Origin of the sequence: Flagellimonas aquimarina (assembly GCF_003149745.1) — a bacterium.
Lineage (GTDB): Bacteria > Bacteroidota > Bacteroidia > Flavobacteriales > Flavobacteriaceae > Flagellimonas > Flagellimonas aquimarina.
Genome location: NZ_QGEG01000001.1, coordinates 52,139 through 79,020, shown reverse-complemented (window position 1 = coordinate 79,020; position 26,882 = coordinate 52,139). Strand labels below are relative to the sequence as shown.

Here is a 26,882-nt window from a genome sequence, read left to right as displayed (position 1 = left end):
AGTATCCTTCCAGATCTCCATTTTTATTTTTAATCTGACACTATACCGACTTTGGAATTACCATCCATAGTCAAAGAAAAGGTAACCTCTCTCAACTCTTTCTTGGACAAGCCACGTGTTAATTTTATCACCTCAGATTCGAAAATAGTGGTCTATTGTAATACCTGTTGTAACACGGCCCAAACATTGTTCCTTACGATTTGGTGTCCCTCTGGGGTAGGGTGAATGCCATCTTCCAAATTTAGCTCAGGAATACCTGCGACCCCTTCCAATAAAAAAGGAATCAAAGCGATTTGATTTTCTTCGGCCAGTTTAGGAAAGATTTTGCGAAACTCCGTGGTATATTCTGGGCCCATATTGGGTGGAATTTGCATGCCTGCCAGTACAATTTGGGTATCGACATTCTTTTTTCTTACTAAATCGATCATTGCTTGCAAATTCTTGTGGGTTTCAGATATGGGAATACCGCGAAGTCCATCGTTCGCACCTAGTTCCAACACAAAAACATCGACCTTTTGGTTCAATACCCAATTCAAACGGTTACGTCCGCCAGAAGTTGTCTCCCCACTCAGCCCTGAATTGATTACGGTATAATTAAGACCTAACGAGTCCAAACGGTCTTGAATAAGTGCTGGGAAGGCCTCTTCAAGTTCCAAACCATAGCCTGCAGTAAGACTATCCCCAAAGAACAAAATTACTTTTTCGGAGGTTTCTTCAACAACGATATTTTCCTTGCTACCATTGCCCTCTGGTACATCTAAGGCTTTTTTAGGGTCATCACGACAGGAAATTAGGCATAAAACCAGAAAAAAATAACGAAACTTTAAGAGGTCTTGCATGGGTTACGGGCCTTAAAATTAAAATCATTTGCCTATTTTCCTAGTTTGAGAAAAAAGGAAGCAAAAGTGTTATGCCAAAGATATTAAACGTTGAGCACCTAAGGAAGACCTATACGAGTGGTTCAAAACAATTAACGGTATTGGATGACATCAATTTCAGTATCGAAGCGGGGGAGACCTTTGCAATCGTAGGACCTTCAGGGAGTGGAAAGACAACTTTATTGGGTCTCTGTGCTGGACTTGATTATCCCGATACTGGTGTCGTGGAATTGAGTGGTGCCAATTTAGGAAATTTGAACGAGGATGAGCGTGCCCGATTGCGCAATGAAAAGGTGGGTTTTATCTTTCAGAATTTTCAGTTACTGCCAACCCTGACGGCCCTCGAAAATGTAGTTGTCCCTTTGGAACTTCAGGGGGCAAAAAATCCAGCAAAAATTGGTAGGGAACTAATGGGTAAGGTTGGTCTGGGTGACCGTCTCCAGCATTATCCCTCCCAACTTTCTGGTGGAGAGCAGCAACGCGTGGCCCTGGCCCGTGCATTTTCAAATAGCCCATCTATTTTGTTCGCTGATGAACCTACGGGCAATCTCGACCAAGATACAGGCGACCGTGTGGTCCAACTATTGTTCGAACTTAATCAGGAGGCTGGTACCACTTTGGTCATTGTCTCCCACGATTTGGAATTGGCACAAAAATGCAATCGTTTATTACGATTGCGAGGTGGGAAAGTGGTATCGAATGAAGTATTGATTGAATCGTGATAAATTCTACAACAAAGCAATCGGGAGCCGGATGGAAATGGCTGTTAAAAATGGCTTGGCGAGACAGCAAGGCTAGTGGCAGTCGTCTCTTGTTGTTTATGGCTTCCATCATTTTAGGCATAGCTGCAGTAGTTTCCATCCAGTCCTTCAGTGAGAACCTGGAAGAAAATATTGCCATTCAATCCAAGACCTTGATGGGTGCCGATTTTGTCATTGATAGCAACCAACCCCCCAATGAAAGGGTATTGGCCATTATCGATTCCCTTGGAGGGGCTAATGGACGTTCCGTGGGGTTTCCTTCAATGGCGGTCTTTCCAAAAAGCGGTGACGCCAAATTGGTTGGGGTACGCGGTATTGAAGGTGGATATCCCTTTTATGGTGAACTGGAAACCAAACCCGAAGCTGCAGCGCAAACCTACCAAGAGGCTGGTGGTGCTCTCGTAGATGCAACGCTTATGTTGCAATATGGGGTGCAAACAGGTGATTCTATCAAATTGGGCAATACAGTGTTTCCTATTATGGGTACTTTGATTTCCGCTCCTGGAACATCGGGAATTGGGGCTTCAGTGGCACCACCCGTAATTATTCCCTACGATGCGGTGGAAGGCACAGGACTCATACAAGTGGGAAGTCGAATCGGATATGACTATTATTTTGTCGCTGAACCTGAGCAAGATCTGGTAGCGTTGGATGAGAAGGTTGACCCTCAACTCGATGTTGAAAACGCAGACCTGGATACGCACATCAGCACCGCTGAACAGCTTGGCAGAAGTTATGATAATTTTGGGAAGTTTCTCAACCTTATTGCTTTTATAGCTCTGCTGTTGGGTTGTGTAGGCGTTGCCAGCTCGGTACATATCTATATCAAGGAGAAATTACGTTCGGTAGCCGTATTGAAATGCATTGGAGCTACCCGAAGGCAAACTTTTTTGATTTACCTCATACAGATCGCAGGTATGGGGCTACTCGGAGGCATTCTTGGAGTACTGGGTGGATTGCTCCTACAGCAATCCTTTCCTTTGCTGTTGGAAGGATTCTTGCCGTTTGAAGTTCAGATTTCCATAGTGCCCAATGCGCTTTGGTCAGGACTGATATTGGGTGTATTGTTATCCGTATTATTTGCTTTAATGCCTTTATTGAACACATGGTTTGTTTCACCTCTGCAGGTGTTACGGGTCGAGGAGAACGGATATCAAAAATCACGAAAAGCCCAGCTGTGGGTGGTATTGGGTATTGTTCTGTTTATTTTTTCCTTCTCCTTTTGGTTATTGGGCAGTATTCGATATGCTCTCTATTTCGTTCTCGGCATCTTGGTGGTCTTTGCGCTTTTGGGAGGTGTGGCCACTCTTTTTATGCGAGCCATCAAGAAATATTTTCCAACGTCTTGGGGGTTTACTTCGAGACAGAGTCTCTTGAACCTATACCGTCCCAATAATCAGACCACGGTCTTAATTTTAGCTATTGGTGTGGGCACCTTTTTGATAAGTACGCTCTATTTCACCAAAGATATTTTATTGGCCCAGGTTTCCTTGGAAGCTTCGGAGGACACTCCAAATCTTATTTTGATGGATGTCCAAACCAATGAAAAACTTGCTGCGGCCAATAGCATCGAAGCGGCGGGACTTGATGTGTTGAACAATATTCCCATCATTACCATGCGGATGCATCAAATCAAAGACCGGCCTGTGCGTGAACTCATTCTTGATTCTACTGCGACCCAAAATCGATGGGTTTTGTTCCATGAATTTAGAGTTACTTATCGCGATTCCCTGGTAGCCTCAGAACGAACAGTCGAAGGTACCTGGCCACTTGAACGCAAAGGCAACGGTATCATTCCTATTTCGATGTCCGATAATGTAGCGGCCGATGCCCAGGTCACAGTTGGTGATACACTTGTGTTTAATGTACAGGGTGTATTAATGGAAGCCCAAGTTGCCCATCTTCGTGAGGTGGATTGGGCTCGAATGCAGATTAACTTTTCAATTCTGTTCCCTTCTGGAGTATTGGAAGAAGCGCCTCAGTTTCATGTGTTGACCACCAAAGCCCCAGATGCGGTTAAATCGGCCGCATTGCAACGTGACCTCGTTCGACAATTTCCAACGGTATCCATTATCGATTTACGACAGATACTTATAGTTATAGAAGATATTCTGAACAAAATAGCTTGGGTAATCAACTTTATGGCTTTCTTCAGTATTCTTACTGGAATTATTGTGCTCATTGGATCGGTACGAACGAGCAAATACCAAAGGATAAAGGAAAATGTGTTGTTGCGCACCTTAGGGGCTAAAAGCAAACAAATTCTACGCATAACAGCACTTGAATATCTCTATTTAGGGCTATTGGGCGGAGGTATTGGTATTGTATTGTCATTATTAGGTAGTCTTTTGTTGGCACGATTTGTTTTCGAAGTTAGCTTTGTGCCTTCCACAGTTCCTTTTCTAGTTGTTTTACCAAGTATTATGGCCTTGGTACTTTTGATTGGTTTGTTAAACAGTAAAAGTGTGCTGCAAAGCCCTCCATTGGAAGTGCTTAGGAAAGAAGGGGGATAATTAGAGAAACGATGAAGCGGCTCATTTCTGACTTTAGAATTTTGAGGTAAGAAATCTCATGAAACATGTAAGTTTTGTTATAGGATTACTTTTTCATCCTTTGCCCCCCTTTTATCTTTCCTTTTTTAAAATCCTTTCCAACATTAAAAGACAAACCTACTCTTCTAGAACCTAATTTTTTGTATCCATAGTAATATGTGATAGTTTTCGGTTTTTGGCTTTTAAATATTGTGGAATTTGGAGCAATGGAGATTCTTCTTTTAAAAACTATCCTTGATAAAATTTTATTCATCTATTTTACCTCAGTGATTTCAGATTTAAACATTCCTTTTACGGAACTTTCTAAATTAAGATTTAATTGTTAAACGACGGTAAGTAGGGTGCCAAAAAAAGTCAAATAGACTGATGTTCATCATTTTACAAATAGTCCACCGGCAGTATCTTCGATTTATAATTTGTATATCAAGCAAAAGTTTACCCCCATCATTTTTGCTCTCATATTGAGCACTCCTTATTAAACCGTAATCTGGTAGGCTATAGTCAAACGGTTTGATTTGGAGTAAATGCATAAAGTAAAATCATATGAAATACAACACTATCGTTATCGGAGGAGGTTTGGCCGGACTGACTGCCGGAGCCACTCTCACAAAATTTGGAAAGAAAGTATTGCTGTTGGAGCAACACCACAAACCTGGTGGGTGCGCTACCACCTTTAAGCGAGGAGATTTCATCGTTGAAGTAGGCCTGCATGAAATGTGTGGCTTAGAAAAAGATGGGGCAATCTTGCAATTGTTCCATATGTTGGATGTCGATCAAGGGGTTGAATTGCTTCAAGTACCTGAACTATATGCTGTGCTTTCAGACCAGGAGAAGTTTGTGTTTCCACACACCTATGCTGCAGCGAGCAAAGCACTGATCAACAAATATCCTGAAGATGAAAAAGGGATCAAGCGCTTCATGAAATTCATTGATGGTCTAAGGAAAGAAGGAGTCAAATTGCCGCGTACACCCTTGAAGCGAAAGCTGCTATATCCGCTTATGCCCTTGCTTTATCCCAATCTTGTAGAAGCATCTCGACATACGGTCGGGTCTTGGTTGGATAAGTACATCAGTAATGAAAATGCAAAACTCGATCTGGTAGCGCATATTGGGTATTGGGGCGATGACCCTTACACCTTATCCATGTTCTATTTTGGCCTACCATTCTCCAGTTTTATTGGGAGCGGTGGTTTCTTCATAAAAGGTGGCTCACAAGTACTGTCTGACCATCTTGCCGCATATATCCAAAAGCATGGTGGCACTCTGCTGCTGGGCAAGAAAGCCGAGAAGATCATCACCAAGAATGGCCAAGTGACCGGAGTCAGCTTCCGTGATAGTTTCAATGAAAACCTTGAACCCGAGACCATTTCTTGCGATAATGTCGTGGCCAACTGTGCCATTCCCGTGGTACCTAATATGCTGGATGAACCCCACGCAAGCTTGCTCAAAGATAAGATTGGTTCTCAAAGTATTTCTTGCGCCCTTTTTTGTCTATACCTTGGCTTTAAATCCGATATAACCGCTTTTGGCGTAGAGCACTACTCCAATTTTATCAAGGGAGATGATGTGAAGAGCTTGAAGGACGTATACCCCAACTACAATGGCGATTGGTCAAAACGCAGCTTCATTTTAGTGGATTACAGCAAAATAGATTCCCAATTGGCACCCCCTGGGAAATCTGTTGGCGCGATCTGCTGTACAGATTATCTGGAAGACTGGGATGGATTGAGTACCAAAGATTACAAGACTAAAAAGGAAGAAGTAGCTCAAATCCTATTACAACGATTGGAAAAGCAATTTCCAGGAATTAGGGAAAGTATAGAATACTATGAAGTTGCCACACCTAAGACCATTGAAAGATTTACCTCGAATACCGATGGATCTGTTTATGGTTTTGCTCAATCCAAAGAACAGTCGGGCACAAAACGTTTCAGGAATAATTTCCTGATTCCCAATTTGTATTTCGCATCTGCATGGGCATTCCCTGGTGGCGGATTTGAGGGTTCCATCATGGCCGGATTTTTGGCAGCTTTACAAATGAATCGAGACAAAACATGGTCAGAAGGTGATGACTCAAAGTATGTTGACAAGAGAATTGTTCCATTCGTGGAGCATAAGACAATAGATAACGAAATACTCGAATTGAGTTTTGAAAAACCAAACGGATTTAAGTATATAAAAGGGCAGCATGCCATTCTTAATCTAATGGAGCCGAAAGTAACCGAATTGGATTTACCCTATCGTTGGCTTCCCATTATGTCTTCTCCCGAAGAGGCAGTTTTACGATTCAACATTCCTCAAGACAAAAGTAGTTTCCACAAAAGCTGCGACCTATTGAAAGTAGGTGACAAGGCCTTGGTTTTTGGGCCTATGGGCTAATACAATTTTGATATAATAATAACTAAAATGAGGTAGTATGAACGGGGCAATTTTTTATTCAGGTACTTACGGCAGTACGGAACAATATGCCAACTGGGTCGGTGAGGCCACAGGACTGCCCGTATTCGACATCAAGGATGCCAGTGCCAATCCCTCAAAGTACGAGTTTCTAATATTGGGTAGTTCCATTCTCTATTTTAGACTAACTATTGGAAAATGGGCAAGGACCAATTTGGGCAAGCTTAATGGCCGGTCAAAGATTTTGTTTTCGGTCTCTGGTGCTGGGGCCAGTGCTAAACTCAATAGATGGGTCGCTGCTTCCCTTCCTATTGAACTATTGACACAAATAGAGCATGTGGCACTGCGTGGCAGGTTAGACCATTCAAAACTTAGTTGGTGGCTTCGGCAGGTTCTCTGGGTTGGGTCTCTTTTCAACCCCGATCCCCAAGCCAGTAAGGAAGAACGTGAAGGATTTGACTATGTGGACAAAGCCAGTATTGAACCCATAATCAAAATGATTCAACAATATCAAGCAACTCTGGCTACAACTTAATGCATGAAACGGGTACTTAGGTAATCTCAACCGAAGCTTACCTATGTTGCCATGCTTTGCTCTACAAAGCTTCATGCCACAAGAAAATTGACTCGTCCTGAATAAAGACTATATAGTTGTACTCTATTTGTTTAAAAAATAATGACATCTAACAAACCAAAAGAAAACAATATGAAAAATTTCATCACTAATTTATCGACCAGCAAAGCGGCAATGGTTGTGGGAATTGCTTTCATAACCTCGATTTTCATAGTGACCTTGGTTGATGATTTTCTTTTAGCCAATTTTGTTGTACCGGGAGATACAGAAGCTTTAGCCAACTATATTGAAGCAAACGGGAGACTCTTCGGTGTTGCTGTTGTTGGTTATCTAGTCGTACTTGTTCTTGATTCTATTATTGGTCTCGCACTTTATGTAGTTCTTAAACCTACGAACAAGAATCTTGCGTCGCTCACGGCAGTTCTCAGGTTACTATACGCTTTTACTTTGATCATTGGGTTGTTTGCCCTGACATTTCAAGTTATCGATGTTTACGGTTATGCATCCATAAAACTCTTGGGATACATATTTTTTGCCTTGCACATCTTTGTACTTGGTTATTCGGTCTTTAAGTCAGAATACATGCCGAAAAGCCTTGGTGTTTTGTTAGTGGTTGCATCTTTTACATACATAGTATTCTTTGTAGATTTTCATCTGCCTAAGACGCTTGAGGCAATAACAATGTCAACAATGGCTATTGCGGAACTTTCATTAAGTATCTGGCTTATGCTGAAAAGAAATGAGCTACCCGAAAATTAATTTTAGTGAATTACAATTTGAGCCTCGATGCTTTGTAGATTAGAAATGAAAAGTATTTTTTTTGGTTTGAACATAGGTAAAGTCAATAAAATATTGGTTATCAATGAATAAGAGGTCTCTTTAAAGAAAAGAAAACGACATAACACAAGATTCCATAAAAAGCCTTAGGTCAGTTCTTATAACAATATCCGATTCTTATAAAATATCAATACCCATTTTTTAATAGAATGTCTTAACATTCAACTCATCCCTGTTAAACAACAATTCAGTTCTTTATTATTTTATGAAGTTTTAGAATTCATCAATTTTATATGTGCCAGATATAATGGATAAAGCATGAAACTAATAGTTATAGGCGGAACTGGGAAAACCGGACGGGAATTGATTAAACAAGGACTTGAACAAGGGCATATTATAACGGCAATAGCACGTAAGCCTGATAAATTAAGATTTGACAACCCAAATTTTAGTGTAATAAAAGGAGATGTTTTGTTTCCGGAAAGTTTGGAAAAACCGTTTCGAGGACAAGATGCTGTACTATCTGTTTTAGGACACAAAAGGTTTTTCATTAGGACAACCATCCTATCCAGAGGGACAAAAAATATTATAGGGGCCATGAAGAAAAATGAAGTAAAACGTTTAATATGTGTTACATCACTTGGTATAAATGATAGTAGGTACAAGCTTGGATTATATTATACGCTCTTTACCATTCCGTTAATACTGTTCTTTTATTTTTTGGATAAGTCAAAACAGGAGAAGTTAATTATGAATAGTGATTTAGATTGGACAATAGTGCGTCCAGGCCAACTGACAAATGGAAAAAAAAGATTTTCTTATAAACATGGTTTTCATGTTGGAAGTTACATTCTTACTAAAATGATTTCTCGTGCAAGTGTTGCTCATTTCATGCTTGAAAATTTAGAATCTAATATGTACTTGCATAAAGCGGTTGGCGTGACCAATTAAAGAACTAGTAAAGAAGAACTTAGTTAAAATTTACAATTGTTCACAACAAAGATTTCAATTTTTAAAAGTTTTGAAAAACCAAAACTGATGCGTACGATCTTTATACTACTTATAGTCAAGTTGATAATTCTGCAATAGGATTGAACTATTCAGTATTATTAGGCCCACAGTTTTCCAATCGCTGTTTTAATTCCCTGATTTCCTGCTCCATATTTTGAATATAATCTTCACGCTCCTTGGCCATTTCAGAAATTTCTCCAATCGTGTACCTTGGCGTAATATGTTGAGGGCAATTCCAATCAAAAGCTTTAATGTGGAATACGAACATCCGTTCTGCCTTGTACTTATAGTCTTCCAATTCCAATTTTTCCCGTAAGTCTGGTCGTTCGTTTAAAGAAACCACTTCAGCTTCGGCATATATTTTAAGACGTGCTCTATTGGCATAGTCCATAAGGATTAGAGAAACTTTTTTATGGGTTTGAACATTGCCTGTTGTTATATACTGTTTGTTTCCTGTAAAGTCCAAAAAGGCAAGAGTTTTTACATCGATGAATTTTAAGAATCCTTTTGGACCGCCACGATGTTGAATATAAGGAAATCCATTTTCCCCCATGGAAGCTATATAGAAACTATCTCTTTCTTTTATAAAACTCATTTCTCGAAAAGAAAGACCATCTGGTAAGATCATTTGCTCCATTCGCTCGTAAGCATTGCGACTACCCTCTTTTTTTTGAACTTCTTTAATGGTATCTGTAAAAGCTAATTTGGCATAGTTCATAGTCCTAGATTTTAATTGTTAAGTTGAATACATTTAACAGGAGGTCCCCAACCGTTGGGTACATCATCAGAAATAAGTAAATCAAAACCACTGTTGGCGCCGCCAAGAGCTTCAGCTTTCTCTTGGTATACCACAACACCTATTTTATGGTATCTAATGGCATAACTGCACATTACGCAGGGTTCTTTTGTAGTGATTAAAATGGCATCTGACATATCTTTCCCGATTGTTTTTCGAGCCTTTCTTATGGCTTCCATTTCTGCATGACAGCTTACATCTTGCTTTTCTGCGACGGCCTCTTCAGCCATCGCCACTATTTCATCCTTTACAATAATCAGACTTCCCACTGGGCTATTTCCCCTTGATGCAGCAGCTTGAGCAATTGTTTCACAGATTTGCATGTATTCGATATAATTCTGCATTTTGCTTCAATATTTTTTAATCTATTGTTTATATGTAAATCTATTGACTTGATTGTTTTTTGGGTCATGATTTTTCAAGAAATACTTCAATGAGCGAAGCAATTTCTTCTGGCGCATCTTCTAAACTATAATGACCTACACCATTTAATGTATGAATTTCCCCATTTGGGAAAGCCTCTTGGAATAGTGGGATAAAATAGTTGGCTTGTAGGGTTTTATCAGCCATTCCCCAAATGGCCATAGTAGGTTTTTTAGAAATTTTTTCGGCCGTACTTGATGTTGTTGGCTCAAATTGATGAGCTCCCTCAGCAAAACCTTTTGCCCAACCTATTGCTCCCAATGTATATTCCCTAGACTTAAAATGAGCACCATAAGCGTTCAGCCAAGTATCCGTGATCAAATCATTGTTTTCAAAACCGTTTAGTTTTAGCGTACTTAGGATATTGTAATCCAATTGACTTAAAACTTGCTCTAGTGTACCATTTTCGTATGCCTTAAAAATCCAGCTGAACCAAGGCGAGGTAGCTCCATTTTTGTTAAGTGCCTGACCCAGATTGGGCTGTGCAAGAGGGGTAGGGCCATTTACGCTGACTATGCGTTTAATTCTGTCAGGATGTCGAATAGCCAGCCCCATGCCTACAGGTCCTCCAAAATCGTGCATAACAAGGGTGATATCTTTCAGGTTTAGATCTAGAACAAATTTTTCCAAATTGTTAATGTGATCCTGAAGTAAGTAGCTTCTATCTTGGGGTGTTTCACTTTTACCAAATCCCATATGATCTGGCACAACTACTCTATATTTTGTGGAGAGTGACCCAATAAGGTGTCTAAAGAGATATCCCCATGTTGGTTCTCCATGCAGGGCCAAAATGATTTCTCCATCTCCTTCATCAACATAATGCATTCCAAATCCGGCAGCTTTGTTGAAGTGGGGCTCATAGGGCCATGTGTCATCGAAAGTCTCCCATGAGTTGATGGAAAACCGATTTGATGATTTGTTGTTTTCTTTTTTCATGAATTCTGTTTCTTTCTTTAGATTTTGCGCTTTGGTATTGCTGGCCATTAAAATGGTTACAGCAAACAGCACCTTTAAAATCGTATTTCTTGTTTTCATCATAAGTGTTATTGATATGATTACTGCTAGTTTAATCAATGAACTATCCTTGTTGATTTGACATTACCGTCAGTTAAAGAATATGTTCTTCATATAAGTTACCAAACGTTTGGTAACTTGTTTTTTTAAATTTTTTTACTCTTTCAGATATAATTTTTCAATAGCTACTAATACTGCTTTGAATGGCTCAACGGAGCCAATGCTTTCAGAGACGACCAGCCCACCTTGAATATGAACCAACACTTGTACTGCTTTGTCATTTGCCTCTTCCTTAGTAAATCCAAAATCAATTCCCAATAGTGTAAATGCCTTTATCCATGTGGTCATGCTACCTTTTATTTTGCTTCCAAAAAGCCCTTGCCCGGCATCCATTGACAATGCTCTAAGAAGACACATTTCATGACCATGGTCATATAAATCCTCACTAATAAGCTTAAGCGCTTCTTGCAGTCTTTCTATTGGGGGGATTGAACTGTCAGATAGGAGCTTGTATATATGAACTTTGACCCACTCATCGGCAAAATCTAATACGGCATCTGTGATTTCTTTTTTTCCTCCAGGAAAACGATGATATAAACTTGCTTTGTTCAAATTGGCCGCTTGTGCCAATTGGTTCAAACTGGAACCTTCATATCCTTTTTTTCTTAGTACGGACATTAGGTTCAATATCAGCTTTTTATCTTCAATTTTCTTTGGCCTCAAAAAGGTTCTTTTTATAATTGTTGCTACAAACGTACTTAAAAACAAGGTAGTAACCAAACGTTTGGTAAAAAACTTTAATGATTGAAATGTTAAGAAATACATAAACATGTTGCATATACAACAACTATTGTTATGTTTGCACTATGAAATATCAGTTAGAGCATTGCATTGGGTCTAGGTTAAGACGTTTATCCAGAATAGCTGATAGGCATATTAGAAAGTTTTTGGGGGACCACAAAATCACTGAAAATCAAATGACCATTCTTTTTACCATACATGAATTGGGTAGAGTTGAACAAGGTCGGGTGGGAGAGGTTCTATGTCTTGAAAGATCTACAGTGAGCAGAAACATTAAACTGCTGGAAAAGCAAAACCTATTAATGCGAACAACGGAATACAGGCCAGAAGTGGAACTGACCGATCAAGGAATGGATTTGGTAAAAGTACTTATTCCCCAATGGGAGAAGGCCATGGACGTGTTGGTGGGCCAATTAGAGGATGATGGCTTGAGCGGCCTTCAAAAACTTGAAAGTAAGCTGGCTTAAAAAATTTTAAATATATGTTGTATATACAACATATATTGTTTAATGCGAAATCGAACATTATGAAAGCATCAAATATAGAAGGAGCAAAAACAGTAATCCAAAGATGTGCATCCGTTCCGGTAAATAAAGACACCCATTGGAGCTCTGTTAGATTTTATGTGTTTAATAACACCCAAACTTCTTAAGTAGAACGGCATGAAACAATCAAATCAATTGTTGAAGAAGAATACTGGTCTTGAACCAAGGAAGAAAGTGAGAAATACAGCCCCAAGAATGGTGCCTTGGAAACAAGCACTTGTAACTGTAATTGGAGTTTATCCATTGTTGCTCAGCTATGAATGGTTGGCAAAACAAATTCTACCGGTACAACACTTAGATCGACGAATAACCCTCTTGATCATAGTTTTTATGATAGCAACAACAATGGTATTTCTGGTAATGCCCTTTGTGGTAAAAATATTGGGCCGATGGCTTTTTAAAAAATAGTAATAATTAAACTAAAACAATGAAAACAAATCAAGAATCAAAACTATTGCACACCAAAAAGGTACGTATCCGAAAATTTGGATTAAATATTCGCTATGCAGAACTTGGCGACAAAAACAACCCAACAATACTTCTGCTTCATGGGGTTCCTGAGAACCTTCAAACATGGTATGACATTGCACCAACATTATCAAAAGACTACCATGTTTTGGCTATTGACTGGCCCGGTTTTGGAGGTAGTGAAGGCTTTGCCAATTTAAAAAATCACAATCCACGAACTTTTGCAGCCGTGGGCATGGACTTTTTGAATACGCTTCAAATTGAGCGTTCACACATCATGGCGACAGACATAGGACTGTCCCCCGCTTTGATCATGGGAGTTGAAAACCCTGATCATATTGATCGAATTATAGTTATGGACGGAATTCCATTCCCTACTTCGGCATATTCTTCATGGGAGGTTAGGAGTTTTGGGAGAAAAAACTCAATAAGGGCAAAAGCGTTGATCAAGTGGTTTCCAAAAATTTCTGCTAAGATTGCATATAACAAAGGATTCCACAAAGGTAGCAACATACCTAAAGAAATCCAAGCTGAATTTCTGGCTGATGGCCATAACAAAACCACTCAGAATGCTTTTCTATCCTATTTTCAAAATAATGCACCAGGACAGGCCTATTTGGAAACTAGAATTCAAGAAGTGAAACAGCCGGTATTGGTTGTTTGGGGAAGGCACGATCGCTTTATCAATGTAAAACTAGGAGAGGTTCTGGCAGAAAAACTAACCAACGCCAGTTTAGATGTTATTGAAGATTCTGGACATTTTGTTCATATGGATAAACCTGAGGCCCTGCTCAAAGCTGCTACTGAGTTTCTAGCACAGACGAATTCAGCTTCCAGTCCAATTAGGTTGGTATAAACTAATGGTACAACGATTTTTCATGGTAACGCAAATAATGAAGGTGAAGCTATAACTTACGTTAGGGACTCTTTTATTAAAGAAAGTATGGCTTGAGTAGAGTTATTGGTAACACTGCTTACTTAAAAAGGTGTCTGGCAATATTTGAAATATAGGAAAGAGGTCATGCGATTACCCATGTCTTTTTGCCATTTGTATAGGATAGAAACTTTGTTTAAAACATAAAGAAGTTAGGTTTTTTTGTTAGTTTCAGCCTTGCTGTTATAGCGTAAAAGATTTTAGGATGTTCAGGGGATTATTTGTTTGTATTTTTTGGGTGTGTTTTTGTTTAAATTATGGTTTTGCTCAAAAAACGCAGGCCGAGTTATATTACAAAAATGGAAGAGTCCAAAAAGGGTTTGCCAAAATAGTTATGGAGGTTGAGTCTTGGAGCAAAATTTTTTTCGAAACAGGATATGTACAATTTAAAGAAACAAAAAAATCCAAACCTATTCTTATTAGGTTAAAAAGATTAAAAAAAGTTAGGATTTTGGAGAAAGGTAAGGTTGTAACCTATGACTTTTTAAAAGTTTATGGAGAGGGAGAGGCATTTAGGGCAATGAGACTTTTGGAAAAAGGAAAGGTAAGTCTTTATGAATATAAGTCTAAAGGAACCTCGAATGGTGTGCCTCTTAATTCCAATTCTCTATCACCGATGCCAGCTCCACCAGGCCAGTCCACCTATATATGTGTTGTGCGGGAAGGAGAAGAAATGGCGACCAAACTAAACCGGAACCCTGCATTCTCGAACAATTTCAACGATGCCGCCATGTATTACTTTAGGGATTGCCCAGAACTGGTTGAAAAGTTCAAAACACGCAAGTATAAAAAAGCAAATATTAAAGAGGCGGTTATCTATTATAATGAGACATGTGAGAAGTCTAAATGATTCCTGAAAATTTCAATATGACAATGAATTGCTAAAACAAATGAAATATTATATATTTGCACCACTGAACGGATAAAAGGTTATTCATGAGGGGACTTCTAGTCCCCTCTTTTATTACTAATTTTTATGTTTAAGGAAAAAGTTAAATCATTGTTGGACAAGGCATTGGATGAAAATCCATCTTTGTTTTTGATTGATTTTACTATAGGTGGAGATAACACTATTAGGGTGGTTTTGGACGGTGATAATGGAATCAATCTTCAAGATTGTATGGATGTGAGCAGAGCCATTGAACATAATCTAGATCGTGAAGAAGAAGATTTTTCATTGGAAGTGACCTCGGCAGGAGCTACCTCTCCGTTGGAAATACCACGTCAATACAAGAAAAATATAGGCAGAAAATTAATGGTTAGGACTGGAGAAGAAGAGTTGGAAGGAAACCTGACCAATGCCACAGAAGATAGTATTACCTTAGAGTGGAAGGCTCGAGAGCCCAAGCCGGTTGGTAAAGGAAAAGTTACGGTTCAGAAAAAGCGGGATATTGCATTTTCTGATATCCATCAAGCAAAAGTTATTATAAAATTTTAATTGTAATTTAAAAATGGAAAACCTAGCGCTCATCGAATCCTTTTCGGAGTTTAAGGACGATAAGTTTATTGATAGGGTAACCCTTATGGCGATTTTGGAAGATGTATTCCGAAATGCTCTAAAAAAGAAATTTGGTTCCGATGAGAACTTTGACATCATTATCAATCCAGATAAAGGTGATTTGGAGATTTGGAGAAACCGTGTTGTGGTCGAAGATGGAGAAGTGGAAGAACCCAATGAGGAAATTTCCTTGACAGAAGCTAGAAAAATTGAGCCTGATTTTGAGGTAGGTGAGGATGTGTCCGAAGAAGTGAAGTTAATAGACTTGGGAAGAAGAGCTATCTTGGCCTTGCGCCAAAACTTGATTTCTAAAATACATGAACATGATAATACTACCATATATAAACAGTTCAAGGATTTAGAAGGAGAAATATATACGGCAGAGGTGCACCATATACGTCATAAAGCAATTATCTTGTTGGATGACGAAGGAAACGAGATTATTCTTCCAAAGGAAAAACAAATCCCATCAGATTTCTTTCGTAAGGGAGACAACGTTCGCGGTGTAATTGAAAGCGTTGAATTAAAGGGCAACAAACCCACAATTATTATGTCGAGAACTTCACCATCTTTCTTGGAGCAATTGTTTTTCCAAGAAATCCCAGAAGTTTTTGATGGTTTGATTACAATAAAGAAGGCCGTTAGAATTCCTGGCGAGAAAGCAAAAGTTGCAGTGGATTCTTATGATGATAGAATTGATCCAGTAGGAGCATGTGTGGGAATGAAAGGGTCACGTATTCATGGTATTGTTCGTGAATTAGGAAACGAAAATATCGATGTCATAAATTGGACAAACAATTCTCAATTAATGGTGACAAGGGCATTGAGTCCGGCCAGAGTATCGTCTGTTAAGTTAAATGATGAGAAAAAAACGGCTCAGGTATACCTAAAACCAGAGGAAGTTTCCAAGGCAATTGGTAGAGGTGGGCATAACATTCGTTTGGCTGGTCAATTAACTGGTTATGAGATTGATGTGTTTAGAGAAGGTGTGGAGGAAGATGTAGAATTGACTGAATTCTCCGATGAAATAGAGGCATGGGTTATTGAAGAGTTTAAGAAGATTGGCTTGGACACTGCAAGAAGTGTTCTTGAGCAAGATGTCAATGACTTAATAAAACGAACGGATTTAGAAGACGAAACTGTTCTTGATGTAGTCCGCATTCTCAAGGAAGAGTTTGAAGATTAAACTATATATTAGCAGCAAATTTTAGGGCTAGGAAATACAATTTATGGCAGGAAACCCAACAATAAGACTTAATAAAGTTCTCAGGGAATTGAACATTTCACTGGATAGGGCTGTGGACCACCTTTCATCTATGGGTCATGAGGTGGAGGCAAGGCCTACAACAAAGATTACAGATGAGGTGTATCAAGTACTGTTGGATGAATTCCAAACGGATAAGAGTAAAAAGGTAGCTTCTAAGGAAGTAGGTGAGGAAAAGAGAAAGGAAAAAGAAGCGTTAAGAATTCAGATCGAGCAAGAACAGGAAGAAAGAAGACTTGCCAGGGAAAAGCGCAATGCTGAGCAAGTGATCAAAGCCAAAGCAGAACTTACAGGCCCCAAAACGGTAGGTAAGATCGATTTGAATAAAAAGCCAGAGCCACCTAAGACGGCCGAAAAGGCAAAAGAGCCAGAACAGCCTAAAGTTGAAGAACAACCTAAGGTAGAGGCTGAATCCGCTCCAGAAATTGTTGTTGAGAAGGTAAGCGAGAAAAAAGAAATAAAAGAGACTGTTAAGCCAGTGGAGAAAGTTGCTGAGGCTCAAACAGAAGAGGCAGAGGAGCCTAAGGAGCCCGAAGCCATTCAAACACAATATAAAAAGCTTAGTGGCCCTAAAATCACAGGTGACAAAATAGACCTTACCCAATTTAACAAACCAAAGAAAAAGAAGGAAGAGCCTAAAAAACCTGCTGCATCAACTTCTGATAGCAATTCTGATAGAAGAAAGCGCAGAAAACGTATCATCAGTAACAATACTTCACAATCGGGTGGCGGTAATCGCTCTCCAAGAGCTGGTGGTAATAGTGGTCCAGGGAGAAGAGGAAATCAACGCTCTGCTGCTCCAAAAGTTGAGCCAACAGAAGAAGAAGTACAAAAACAAGTGCGGGAAACCCTTGAAAAACTTCAAGGTAAATCCAGTAAAGGTAAAGGTGCCAAGTATAGAAGGGAAAAAAGAGATCAACACCGTCAGCAGACAGAAAAAGATCTTGAACTTCAAGAGTTAGAAAGCAAAATCCTTAAGGTTACCGAGTTTGTAACAGTGAATGAGGTTGCTACGCTTATGGAAGTTTCCACTACCCAAATCATATCAGCGTGTATGTCATTGGGGATTATGGTCACCATGAACCAACGGTTGGATGCAGAAACGCTTTCCATTGTTGCAGAAGAATTTGGATATGAGGTTGAGTTTATTACTGCTGAAATTGAAGAGTCCGTTGAAGAAGAAGTGGACGCTCCGGAAGATTTGGAGCCAAGAGCCCCCATTGTTACCGTAATGGGGCACGTGGATCATGGTAAAACATCATTGCTTGATCATATAAGGGAAGAAAATGTAATTGCAGGAGAAAGCGGGGGTATCACCCAGCATATAGGGGCATATGGCGTTACCTTGCAAGATGGACAAAAAATAGCATTTTTGGATACGCCAGGTCACGAAGCTTTTACAGCTATGCGTGCTCGTGGTGCACAAGTAACAGATATAGCAATAATTGTTGTAGCGGCGGATGACGATATAATGCCTCAGACAAAGGAGGCAATCAGTCATGCACAGGCTGCAGGTGTTCCAATTGTTTTTGCTATCAACAAGATTGATAGGCCTACGGCCAATCCTGAAAAAATCAAGGAAGGTCTTGCGGCTATGAACTTATTGGTGGAAGATTGGGGTGGTAAAATACAGTCCCATGACATTTCTGCAAAAACAGGTGAAGGGGTAAAAGAATTACTTGAAAAAGTATTATTGGAAGCTGAATTGTTAGAATTAAAAGCAAATCCAAACAGATTGGCTTCAGGTACTGTGGTTGAAGCATTCCTGGATAAAGGTAGAGGATATGTTTCTACTGTTTTAGTTCAAACAGGGACCTTGGAAATAGGTGATTATGTACTTGCCGGAACTTGCAGTGGTAAGATTAAGGCAATGCAAGATGAACGTGGAAATAATATTAAAAAAGCAGGACCAGCTACACCAATTTCAATTTTGGGATTGGATGGCGCGCCACAAGCCGGGGACAAGTTCAGTGTGTTGGATGATGAGCGCGAGGCAAAACAAATTGCCACCAAGCGTTCACAGTTGCAACGTGAACAATCTGTCCGTACGCAAAGACATATCACTTTAGATGAAATAGGTAGGCGAATTGCCCTTGGGGATTTCCAAGAACTGAACATTATCCTTAAAGGTGATGTTGATGGTTCTGTGGAAGCGTTGACGGATTCATTCCAAAAGCTATCTACAGACGAAATACAGGTCAATATCATTCACAAAGGCGTAGGTGCCATAACAGAATCTGATGTGCTACTGGCAAGCGCATCGGATGCAATTATCATTGGATTTAATGTTAGACCAATGGGGAATGCGAGAATGGTAGCGGACAAAGAAGAAATAGATATAAGAATGTACTCTATCATCTATGATGCTATCAATGACTTGAAAGATGCCATGGAAGGTATGTTGTCCCCAGTAATGAAAGAGGAGATTACAGGTAATGCTGAAATTAGGGAAACCTTTAAGATTTCCAAGATCGGAACCATTGCAGGTTGTATGGTGACAAGCGGCAAAGTCTTTAGAAATTCACAGATTAGATTAATCAGGGATGGTGTGGTGATTTATACGGGTGAATTGTCATCTTTAAAACGATTTAAGGATGATGTTAAAGAAGTGTCCAAAGGGTATGATTGTGGTCTACAAATTAAAAACTACAATGATATTAGAGAAGGAGATATTGTAGAGGCCTTCCAGGAAGTCGCTGTCAAGAAAAAGCTTTAAAAAAAGCATAGCTAGATAAAATAAAAAATCCCGCCAAAGCGGGATTTTTTATTTTATCTAGAAGTGTTCTCTGGTTTTAACAGCATAGCATCCGGATATTTTTTACGTACCTCCAAATACTTACGTTCTGCTTCCAGCTTTGTTTTAAACTTACCCAAGCGTACTCGATATGTTGGGGATTCAAATTCAATTTTTGAATACCACCCCGGAAAATCTAGGTCTATCTTCGACTTTAGATTTTGAGCTTTTTGATAACTGCCAAAACCTACCTGAATCTGATAAAAATCTGCCTTGGAATTGATCTGCGTATAGAGCTTTGTCAATTCTTCAATACGAGGGTCCTGTTCAATAGTAATACTACCTTCCTGTGCAGAAAGTTGAATGGATAAACCTATAAAAAATACTATGAATACTGGGGTTTTCATGATATATGGGCGCTTTTCTTTTATGTCTTGTTACAAATGTAAATTTTTATGTTCTATACTATGGGTTTTCATTTTATTTAGAATCTTTATAAATTAGATATTATAGATCCCTTAACATTTTGAAAAATGAGTCTATGTTGTACTTTTGTGACCGATTTTAGTGCGGTGAAAACCTATTGTTCTCAATATCAGTAGTAATTATCGTGCCAAAGATTTCGACAGAAATTTCTTTAATATGAAAAAGGTTTTATACCGCCATCTATTTTCTAAAGTTTTAGGTTTCTCTCTCCTACTTTTTTCCACTTCATTTTATGCGCAGGAAGAAGCTGCTTCGACCGAAGTTGTTGCTGAAGACGTTAGTGCTGCAGGAGGTGATGCTGCCAAAGGTAAACAGCTATTTAATCAAAATTGTGCTGCATGTCACGCCCTAGATCGTAAGATGACAGGTCCTGCATTGGCAAACGTTGAAGCTAGATTGGCTGAGGATGAAGGTTTAGATAAAGAATGGCTTTATACTTGGATTAAGAATAGCCCAGGAATGATTAAGTCAGGAGATGCATATGCTGTTAAGATATACGCGGAGTACAATCAAGCGGCTATGACTGCTTTTCCAACTTTGTCCGATGCAGATATAGATGACATTTTAGCTTATACGGCCGCGCCGCCGCCAGCACCTGTGGTTGCTGCGGTTGCTGATGCTGCTGGTGCCCAGGGAGATTCTTCTGGAGGTATATCCAATGAAATTATTTTAGGGGCACTTGCTCTTGTTTTTGCTCTGTTGGTCATTATGTTGATTTTAGTGAACAATACGTTGAGACGTATTGCCGAGGCCAACGGAGTTATTTTAGAAAAAGAAAAAGCGCAAGAACGCACGCCAATCTGGAAAGCTTTTGCACAAAATCAATTTTTGGTTTTGGTGAGTGCTATCTTCTTATTATTGGCAAGTGCTTACTTTGCTTATGGTTGGATGATGCAAGTTGGCATAGATCAAGGATACGCTCCTGTGCAGCCAATCCATTATTCACATAAAATACACGCTGGTGATAATAAAATAGAATGTAAGTATTGCCATTCTTCCGCAAGGGTTTCAAAACATTCTGGAATACCGTCTTTAAATGTTTGTATGAATTGTCATAAATCCATTTATGAGTACAAGGGTAATCCTGAAGGTCCAAGTGCTGATGATATAGCTAACGGCTATACCAACGAATTCTACACGGGCGAAATCAAGAAACTATATAAAGCAGTGGGTTGGGATGAGGAAAACCAAAAGTATACTGGTGAAAGTCAGCCGGTAGAATGGGTCAGAATTCACAATCTGCCTGATTTTGCTTATTTCAATCACTCACAGCACGTTTCTGTAGCAGGAGTAGAATGCCAGACATGTCATGGTCCTGTAGAGGAAATGGAAGTGATGTACCAATTTGCTCCATTAACTATGGGGTGGTGTATCAATTGCCATAGAGAGACCAATGTAAAAGTAGAGGGTAATGAATATTACGAAGCTATTCATACAGAACTTTCTAAAAAGTATGGGGTTGATAAGTTGACTGCAGCTATGATGGGTGGTTTGGAATGTGGTAAGTGTCACTATTAAGAATTTAAAAGAAGATAATCTCAGATATATCGTATGGCATCAAACAAAAAATATTGGAAAAGCGAAGCGGAGTTAAATCCGAACGATTCCATTGTTGAGGCGCTAAAACAAAACGAATTTACAGAACAGATTCCCGTTGATGAGTTTTTGGGAGACAAGGAAAACTTGTCTGCTTCCACTACCAACAGAAGGGACTTTTTAAAATATGTAGGTTTCAGCACCGCAGCAGCAACAGTTGCAGCTTGTGAGGGGCCCGTTCGTAAGTCTATTCCTTATGTGGTTCAACCAGACAGGATTGTTCCAGGAGTCGCGAACTACTACGCAACTACAATTGCAGATGGACATGATTTTGCAAGTATTCTAGTAAAAACTAGAGAAGGAAGACCTATTAAGATTGAAAACAATACAGAAGCTAAAGTAAGTGGTAGTGCAAATGCCAGGGTTCAAGCTTCAGTACTTTCCTTATATGACAGCACTAGGGTGCAAGGGCCTTCAGCAAATGGGGAGCCTATTGAATGGAAGGATTTGGATAATAGAATTAAAGGAGGTCTTACGGCTGCTAAAAATTCTGGGAAACAAATTGCACTATTGACGCAAACATATGCTAGCCCTTCGACGGATAAACTGATTGCTGAGTTTAAGGCAAACTATGGAGAAAATGTAAACCATGTATCATACGATGCTATTTCTGAGGATGCCGCATTAAATGCATTTAACACTGCTTATGGTGAGCGGGCTTTGCCAGACTATGATTTTGAGAAAGCAGGTCTGATCGTTTCTTTTGGTGCAGATTTCTTAGGTGATTGGCAAGGAGGAGGATATGATGATAGTTATGCAAGAGGGCGTGTGCCAAAGCATGGAAAAATGTCCAAGCATATTCAATTGGAATCCATAATGTCTTTGACAGGGGCAAATGCAGATAAGCGTTACCCAATGTCACCAACAGAGCAAAAAATTGCTTTAGCAAAGTTATATGGGAAATTAAACGGCAGTAATGTTGGCGGAGGAACTTCCGATGTTGATCCTGCTGTTGAAAGCATAGCGGCTCAAATTAGAAAAGCTGGCAGCAAAGCTGTTGTTGTCACTGGATTAAATGATATTAACGCACAAACTGTTGTACTTGCAATTAATAAGTTGTTGGCAAGTGAAGCTTTTGATACGGAGAACCCTAGGTATGTTCGCCAAGGAGATAGCGCTAAAGTGACAAAGTTAGTTGCAGACATGAATGCTGGCCGTGTAGGAGTTTTAATCATGGATGGTGTAAATCCTGTGTATTCGCTACCAAATTCGGCAGATTTTGTAGCTGGACTTGATAAGGTCGATGTTTCTATAAGTTTTGCATTTAATAATGATGAAACTGCACAGGCATCCAAATATGTTGCAGCTGCTTCTCATTACTTAGAGTCTTGGGGCGATGCGCAATTCAAAAAAGGACATTATAGCCTAGCGCAACCTGCTATTCGCGAACTTTTTGATACAAGGCAGCTCCAAACAGCTTTGCTTAATTGGATGGGCAGCGACAAAACCTATTACGAATACATTAAAGAGACATGGAGTGCTGAAGTTCTTCAAGAATCTGATTGGAACAAAGCATTGCAAGATGGAGTGTTTGCTGCTTCAATTGCACCAGAGGTTAACGAGGAGTCCCTAGAAGTTTCTGCTGATGAGGAAGAAGTGCAGGAGAGTATTGTTCCTATTGCTTCGGCTATACGTTCCTTAGTGAATACCACAAGCTCTGGAAAAGAGTTGATTCTTTATTCTAAAGTTGGTATGGGGGATGGTCGCCAAGCAAATAACCCATGGCTACAAGAGTTTCCCGATCCGATTACCAGGGTGTCCTGGGATAACTATGTTACCATTTCCAAAGCAGATGCTGAGTCATTGGACATGGAAAACTACAATGTGGCCGATGGAGGTTTAAATGGAAACTATGCAAGACTTACCGTTGACGGTATGGTTTTGGATAATGTTCCTGTAATTATCCAGCCAGGACAGGCTCCAAATACTTTAGGACTTTCATTCGGTTATGGTAAACAGGCTGGAATGAAGGCTGAAATGGCAACCGGAGTAAATGCATTTTCACTTTATGGCAATTTCAACAACGTTCAATCAGTTAGTATAGAAAAAGCTGAAGGAACGCATGAATTTGCTTGTGTTCAATTGCATAAAACATTAATGGGTAGAGGGGATATTATCAAGGAAACCACCTTGGAAATATTCAACACAAAAGATGTCCATGAGTGGAATGAAGTTCCACATGTATCCAAAGATCATCAAGAAATTCCTGTTACCTCACCAGATGCAGATTTATGGCAAGAGTTTGATCGTTCTATTGGACATCACTTTAACTTATCCATCGATTTAAATTCTTGTACAGGCTGCGGAGCGTGTGTTATTGCTTGTCATGCAGAAAATAATGTTCCTGTTGTTGGGAAAGAAGAAATCAGAAAATCAAGAGATATGCACTGGTTGCGTATTGATAGATACTATTCATCTGAAGAATCTTTTGAGCAGGATAACGAGAAAAAAGATAGCATGGATGGCCTTTGGGGCGATAATGGTTCTTTGGGCGGATTTAGAGAGATGGAAGATGCAGCAGCAAATCCTCAAGTTGCATTCCAACCTGTAATGTGTCAGCATTGTAACCATGCACCTTGTGAAACGGTTTGTCCAGTAGCGGCCACATCTCACGGTAGACAAGGCCAAAATCAAATGGCCTACAACCGTTGCGTGGGAACAAGATATTGTGCAAACAACTGTCCTTATAAAGTACGTAGATTCAACTGGTTCTTGTATTATGACAATGACGAGTTCGATTATAATATGAACAATGACCTTGGTAAAATGGTCATCAACCCAGATGTCAATGTACGCTCAAGAGGGGTAATGGAAAAATGTTCAATGTGTATTCAAATGACACAGAAGACCATTTTAGATGCTAAGAGAGATGGACGTGCAATTAAAGATGGAGAATTTCAAACAGCTTGCTCGTCTGCATGTAGCAGTGGAGCTATGGTCTTTGGAGACATCAACGATAAAGAAAGTAAGATTGCCGAGTTGAAGGATGATGATAGAATGTATCACCTATTGGAGCATGTGGGCACAAAACCCAATGTGTTCTACCATGTTAAGGTGAGAAATACGGACGAGGCTTAATCAATAAATAAGAAAGTAATTAGAAGATAAATTATGGCGTCGCATTACGAAGCACCTATTCGAAAGCCCTTAGTACTTGGAGATAAAGGATACCATGACGTTACCGTGGATATCGCAGCTCCTGTTGAGGGGAAGGCCAACAAACATTGGTGGATTGTATTTACCATTGCTTTGGTTGCATTCCTTTGGGGTCTAGGATGTATCATTTATACCATTTCCACAGGTATTGGAGTTTGGGGTCTTAATAAGACGGTTAACTGGGCCTGGGATATTACAAACTTTGTTTGGTGGGTAGGTATTGGTCATGCAGGAACACTGATTTCTGCAGTATTGCTTTTGTTTAGACAAAAATGGAGAATGGCAATTAACCGTTCTGCAGAAGCGATGACCATATTTTCGGTAATTCAGGCAGGATTGTTCCCAATCATTCACATGGGTCGTCCTTGGTTGGCTTATTGGGTATTACCAATTCCAAACCAATTTGGTTCGTTGTGGGTAAACTTTAATTCACCATTGCTTTGGGATGTATTTGCAATTTCAACCTATCTATCTGTTTCATTGGTATTCTGGTGGACAGGTTTGTTGCCGGATTTTGCAATGATCCGCGATAGAGCTGTTAAACCTTTTCAGAAGAAGATTTATAGCTTGTTGAGTTTTGGATGGACCGGTAGAGCCAAAGACTGGCAACGTTTTGAGGAGGTTTCATTGGTTTTGGCAGGTTTGGCAACACCACTTGTACTTTCTGTGCATACCATTGTATCTTTTGACTTTGCCACTTCAGTAATTCCAGGATGGCATACCACTATATTTCCACCATACTTTGTTGCAGGGGCGATTTTCTCTGGATTTGCCATGGTAAACACCTTGCTCATTATCATGAGAAAAGTGTGCAGCCTTGAAGCCTATATTACTGTTCAACATATAGAATTGATGAACATTGTAATCATGATTACAGGTTCTATAGTCGGTTGTGCTTATATTACAGAGCTGTTCATTGCTTGGTATTCAGGAGTTGAATATGAGCAATATGCATTCTTAAATAGGGCAACAGGACCTTACTGGTGGGCTTATTGGTCTATGATGACTTGTAATGTGTTTTCGCCACAGTTCATGTGGTTCAAAAAATTACGTACCAGTATCATGTTCTCATTCTTTATCTCAATTGTGGTAAACATTGGAATGTGGTTTGAGCGATTTGTTATTATTGTGACCTCGCTCCATAGAGATTATTTGCCGTCTTCTTGGACCATGTTCTCTCCAACATTTGTAGATATTGGAATATTTATCGGTACCATAGGATTCTTCTTTGTACTGTTCCTCTTATATTCAAGAACGTTCCCTGTAATTGCGCAGGCAGAGGTTAAATCAATTTTGAAAGCTTCAGGGGAGAAGTACAAAAAGCTAAGGGACGCTGGAAAACCTTTGTATGAAATGCCCGCCAAAAAAGGTGATACAAAGAAAGAAAAGGCTCCTAAAGCAGAAAAAGGCGGGGCTGATGAAAAGAAGGTTTCTTCACTGTTGGATACCATTGGTGTGTTTGATGCTGATACCGAGACTGCTGATGATTTGAAAAAAGTAAAAGGTATTGGGCCTCAAATGGAACAAACCTTGAACCAGATAGGAATTTTTACGTTCGCACAAGTGAGTAAAATGACCGAAAAAGAATATGACCTGTTGGATTCTATTACCGGTTCCTTCCCAGGAAGGGCGCAACGTGATGATTGGGCAGGACAAGCAAAAAAATTAAACGCTAAAAAATAGTTATGGCATCAAAAGTTATACATGCACTTTATACTGATGATGATGTGTTGATGCATGCCGTAAAGAAGGTAAGAGCAGAACACCATCATATTGAGGAAGTATATACCCCTTTTCCAGTACATGGTTTAGATAAGGCATTGGGTCTGGAAGATACCCGCATCGCAATCACTTCTTTTATGTACGGTTGTTTGGGGCTTACTGTAGCCATCGTAATGATGAATTATATCATGATTGATGATTGGCCTCAGGACATTGGTGGTAAACCAAGTTTTTCCTATATGGAAAACATGCCTGCCTTTGTGCCAATTATGTTTGAATTAACGGTGTTCTTCGCGGCCCACTTAATGGTTATTACATTCTATTTAAGAAGTAAAATGTGGCCATTCAAGAAAGCGGAAAACCCAGATGTAAGAACTACAGATGACCATTTTTTAATGGAAATAGGAGTTCACAATAATGAAAAAGAGCTTACCGCTTTGTTGTGGGATACAGGAGCTGTGGAAATAAATGTTACAGAAAAGGAGTCATAAAAAT

At 39.6% G+C, this 26,882-nt stretch carries 24 protein-coding genes; 17 read left to right on the top strand and 7 right to left on the bottom strand.

Features of this window, described 5'->3' with window-relative positions; all coding sequences use genetic code 11:
- Positions 1-152: 152 nt before the first annotated feature.
- Positions 153-839 carry an arylesterase gene (locus tag DKG77_RS00340; protein WP_109659106.1) on the bottom strand — a complete coding sequence of 229 codons (687 nt, stop codon included), beginning with the start codon at positions 837-839 and terminating at the stop codon, positions 153-155.
- 71 nt (positions 840-910) lie between these two features.
- Here DKG77_RS00340 and DKG77_RS00335 point away from each other — a divergent pair, with 71 nt between their 5' ends.
- Both DKG77_RS00335 and DKG77_RS00330 read left to right on the top strand, forming a co-directional pair.
- Positions 911-1,600, top strand: coding sequence for an ABC transporter ATP-binding protein (locus DKG77_RS00335; protein WP_109659104.1), 690 nt, complete (start codon positions 911-913; stop codon positions 1,598-1,600).
- Between the two features lie 50 nt (positions 1,601-1,650).
- Positions 1,651-4,152 (top strand): ABC transporter permease, encoded by a 2,502-nt coding sequence (locus DKG77_RS00330; protein WP_109661347.1) that lies wholly within the window; start codon positions 1,651-1,653, stop codon positions 4,150-4,152.
- Between the two features lie 85 nt (positions 4,153-4,237).
- On the opposite strand, the gene DKG77_RS00325 is transcribed toward DKG77_RS00330, so the two are convergent.
- Positions 4,238-4,444, bottom strand: a complete 207-nt coding sequence (locus tag DKG77_RS00325) for a hypothetical protein (protein ID WP_109659102.1) — start codon at positions 4,442-4,444, stop codon at positions 4,238-4,240.
- A gap of 290 nt (positions 4,445-4,734) precedes the next feature.
- On the opposite strand from DKG77_RS00325, the gene DKG77_RS00320 reads away from it, so the two are divergent.
- The 4 genes from DKG77_RS00320 to DKG77_RS00305 all read left to right on the top strand — a co-directional run bounded on the left by DKG77_RS00320 (position 4,735) and on the right by DKG77_RS00305 (position 8,890).
- Positions 4,735-6,570 (top strand): phytoene desaturase family protein, encoded by a 1,836-nt coding sequence (locus DKG77_RS00320; RefSeq protein ID WP_109659100.1) that lies wholly within the window; start codon positions 4,735-4,737, stop codon positions 6,568-6,570.
- A 37-nt stretch (positions 6,571-6,607) separates the two neighbouring features.
- Entirely contained in the window at positions 6,608-7,123 is a 516-nt protein-coding gene (locus DKG77_RS00315) for a flavodoxin domain-containing protein (RefSeq protein ID WP_109659098.1), read from the top strand.
- A 171-nt stretch (positions 7,124-7,294) separates the two neighbouring features.
- On the top strand, positions 7,295-7,921 hold the full coding sequence (locus DKG77_RS00310; RefSeq protein ID WP_165819318.1) for a DUF4386 domain-containing protein: 627 nt from the start codon (positions 7,295-7,297) through the stop codon (positions 7,919-7,921).
- 336 nt (positions 7,922-8,257) lie between these two features.
- Positions 8,258-8,890: an NAD(P)-dependent oxidoreductase gene (locus tag DKG77_RS00305; protein WP_109659094.1), complete on the top strand. Its 633-nt coding sequence runs from the start codon at positions 8,258-8,260 to the stop codon at positions 8,888-8,890.
- A 145-nt stretch (positions 8,891-9,035) separates the two neighbouring features.
- On the opposite strand, the gene DKG77_RS00300 is transcribed toward DKG77_RS00305, so the two are convergent.
- The 4 genes from DKG77_RS00300 to DKG77_RS00285 form a co-directional block, all read right to left on the bottom strand.
- Positions 9,036-9,668: a pyridoxamine 5'-phosphate oxidase family protein gene (locus DKG77_RS00300; RefSeq protein WP_109659092.1), complete on the bottom strand. Its 633-nt coding sequence runs from the start codon at positions 9,666-9,668 to the stop codon at positions 9,036-9,038.
- Positions 9,669-9,679: 11 nt separating this feature from the next.
- Entirely contained in the window at positions 9,680-10,090 is a 411-nt protein-coding gene (locus DKG77_RS00295; RefSeq protein ID WP_109659089.1) for a nucleoside deaminase, read from the bottom strand.
- A gap of 64 nt (positions 10,091-10,154) precedes the next feature.
- Entirely contained in the window at positions 10,155-11,207 is a 1,053-nt protein-coding gene (locus DKG77_RS00290) for an alpha/beta fold hydrolase (RefSeq protein WP_207785420.1), read from the bottom strand.
- Between the two features lie 132 nt (positions 11,208-11,339).
- Complete coding sequence (locus DKG77_RS00285) at positions 11,340-11,906, bottom strand: TetR/AcrR family transcriptional regulator (RefSeq protein WP_165819317.1); 567 nt, start codon at positions 11,904-11,906, stop codon at positions 11,340-11,342.
- A gap of 143 nt (positions 11,907-12,049) precedes the next feature.
- On the opposite strand from DKG77_RS00285, the gene DKG77_RS00280 reads away from it, so the two are divergent.
- From DKG77_RS00280 to infB, 7 genes are all read left to right on the top strand, one after another.
- On the top strand, positions 12,050-12,451 hold the full coding sequence (locus tag DKG77_RS00280; RefSeq protein WP_109659085.1) for a MarR family winged helix-turn-helix transcriptional regulator: 402 nt from the start codon (positions 12,050-12,052) through the stop codon (positions 12,449-12,451).
- Positions 12,452-12,646: 195 nt separating this feature from the next.
- A complete protein-coding gene (locus tag DKG77_RS00275; RefSeq protein WP_109659083.1) occupies positions 12,647-12,937 on the top strand; it encodes a putative antibiotic biosynthesis monooxygenase in 291 nt (96 codons plus the stop codon).
- 19 nt (positions 12,938-12,956) lie between these two features.
- Positions 12,957-13,853 carry an alpha/beta fold hydrolase gene (locus tag DKG77_RS00270; RefSeq protein WP_109659081.1) on the top strand — a complete coding sequence of 299 codons (897 nt, stop codon included), beginning with the start codon at positions 12,957-12,959 and terminating at the stop codon, positions 13,851-13,853.
- A gap of 529 nt (positions 13,854-14,382) precedes the next feature.
- Positions 14,383-14,781, top strand: coding sequence for a hypothetical protein (locus tag DKG77_RS16875; RefSeq protein WP_133248392.1), 399 nt, complete (start codon positions 14,383-14,385; stop codon positions 14,779-14,781).
- A 126-nt stretch (positions 14,782-14,907) separates the two neighbouring features.
- On the top strand, positions 14,908-15,369 hold the full coding sequence (gene rimP, locus DKG77_RS00260) for a ribosome assembly cofactor RimP (RefSeq protein WP_109659077.1): 462 nt from the start codon (positions 14,908-14,910) through the stop codon (positions 15,367-15,369).
- A gap of 13 nt (positions 15,370-15,382) precedes the next feature.
- Positions 15,383-16,615 (top strand): transcription termination factor NusA, encoded by a 1,233-nt coding sequence (nusA, locus tag DKG77_RS00255; protein WP_109659075.1) that lies wholly within the window; start codon positions 15,383-15,385, stop codon positions 16,613-16,615.
- A gap of 43 nt (positions 16,616-16,658) precedes the next feature.
- Positions 16,659-19,409 (top strand): translation initiation factor IF-2, encoded by a 2,751-nt coding sequence (gene infB, locus DKG77_RS00250; protein ID WP_109659073.1) that lies wholly within the window; start codon positions 16,659-16,661, stop codon positions 19,407-19,409.
- Between the two features lie 53 nt (positions 19,410-19,462).
- On the opposite strand, the gene DKG77_RS00245 is transcribed toward infB, so the two are convergent.
- Positions 19,463-19,834, bottom strand: coding sequence for an SPOR domain-containing protein (locus DKG77_RS00245; RefSeq protein ID WP_109659070.1), 372 nt, complete (start codon positions 19,832-19,834; stop codon positions 19,463-19,465).
- 235 nt (positions 19,835-20,069) lie between these two features.
- Between DKG77_RS00245 and DKG77_RS00240 the strand changes: the two genes are divergently transcribed.
- Genes DKG77_RS00240 through DKG77_RS00225 form a run of 4 tightly spaced genes read left to right on the top strand, consistent with a single transcriptional unit; the run spans position 20,070 to position 26,878 of the window.
- Complete coding sequence (locus tag DKG77_RS00240) at positions 20,070-21,431, top strand: c-type cytochrome (protein ID WP_109659069.1); 1,362 nt, start codon at positions 20,070-20,072, stop codon at positions 21,429-21,431.
- Positions 21,432-21,464: 33 nt separating this feature from the next.
- Positions 21,465-24,587 carry a TAT-variant-translocated molybdopterin oxidoreductase gene (locus DKG77_RS00235; protein ID WP_109659067.1) on the top strand — a complete coding sequence of 1,041 codons (3,123 nt, stop codon included), beginning with the start codon at positions 21,465-21,467 and terminating at the stop codon, positions 24,585-24,587.
- Between the two features lie 33 nt (positions 24,588-24,620).
- On the top strand, positions 24,621-26,348 hold the full coding sequence (nrfD, locus tag DKG77_RS00230; RefSeq protein ID WP_109659065.1) for an NrfD/PsrC family molybdoenzyme membrane anchor subunit: 1,728 nt from the start codon (positions 24,621-24,623) through the stop codon (positions 26,346-26,348).
- 2 nt (positions 26,349-26,350) lie between these two features.
- A complete protein-coding gene (locus DKG77_RS00225; protein WP_109659063.1) occupies positions 26,351-26,878 on the top strand; it encodes a DUF3341 domain-containing protein in 528 nt (175 codons plus the stop codon).
- The last annotated feature ends 4 nt before the right edge of the window (positions 26,879-26,882 follow it).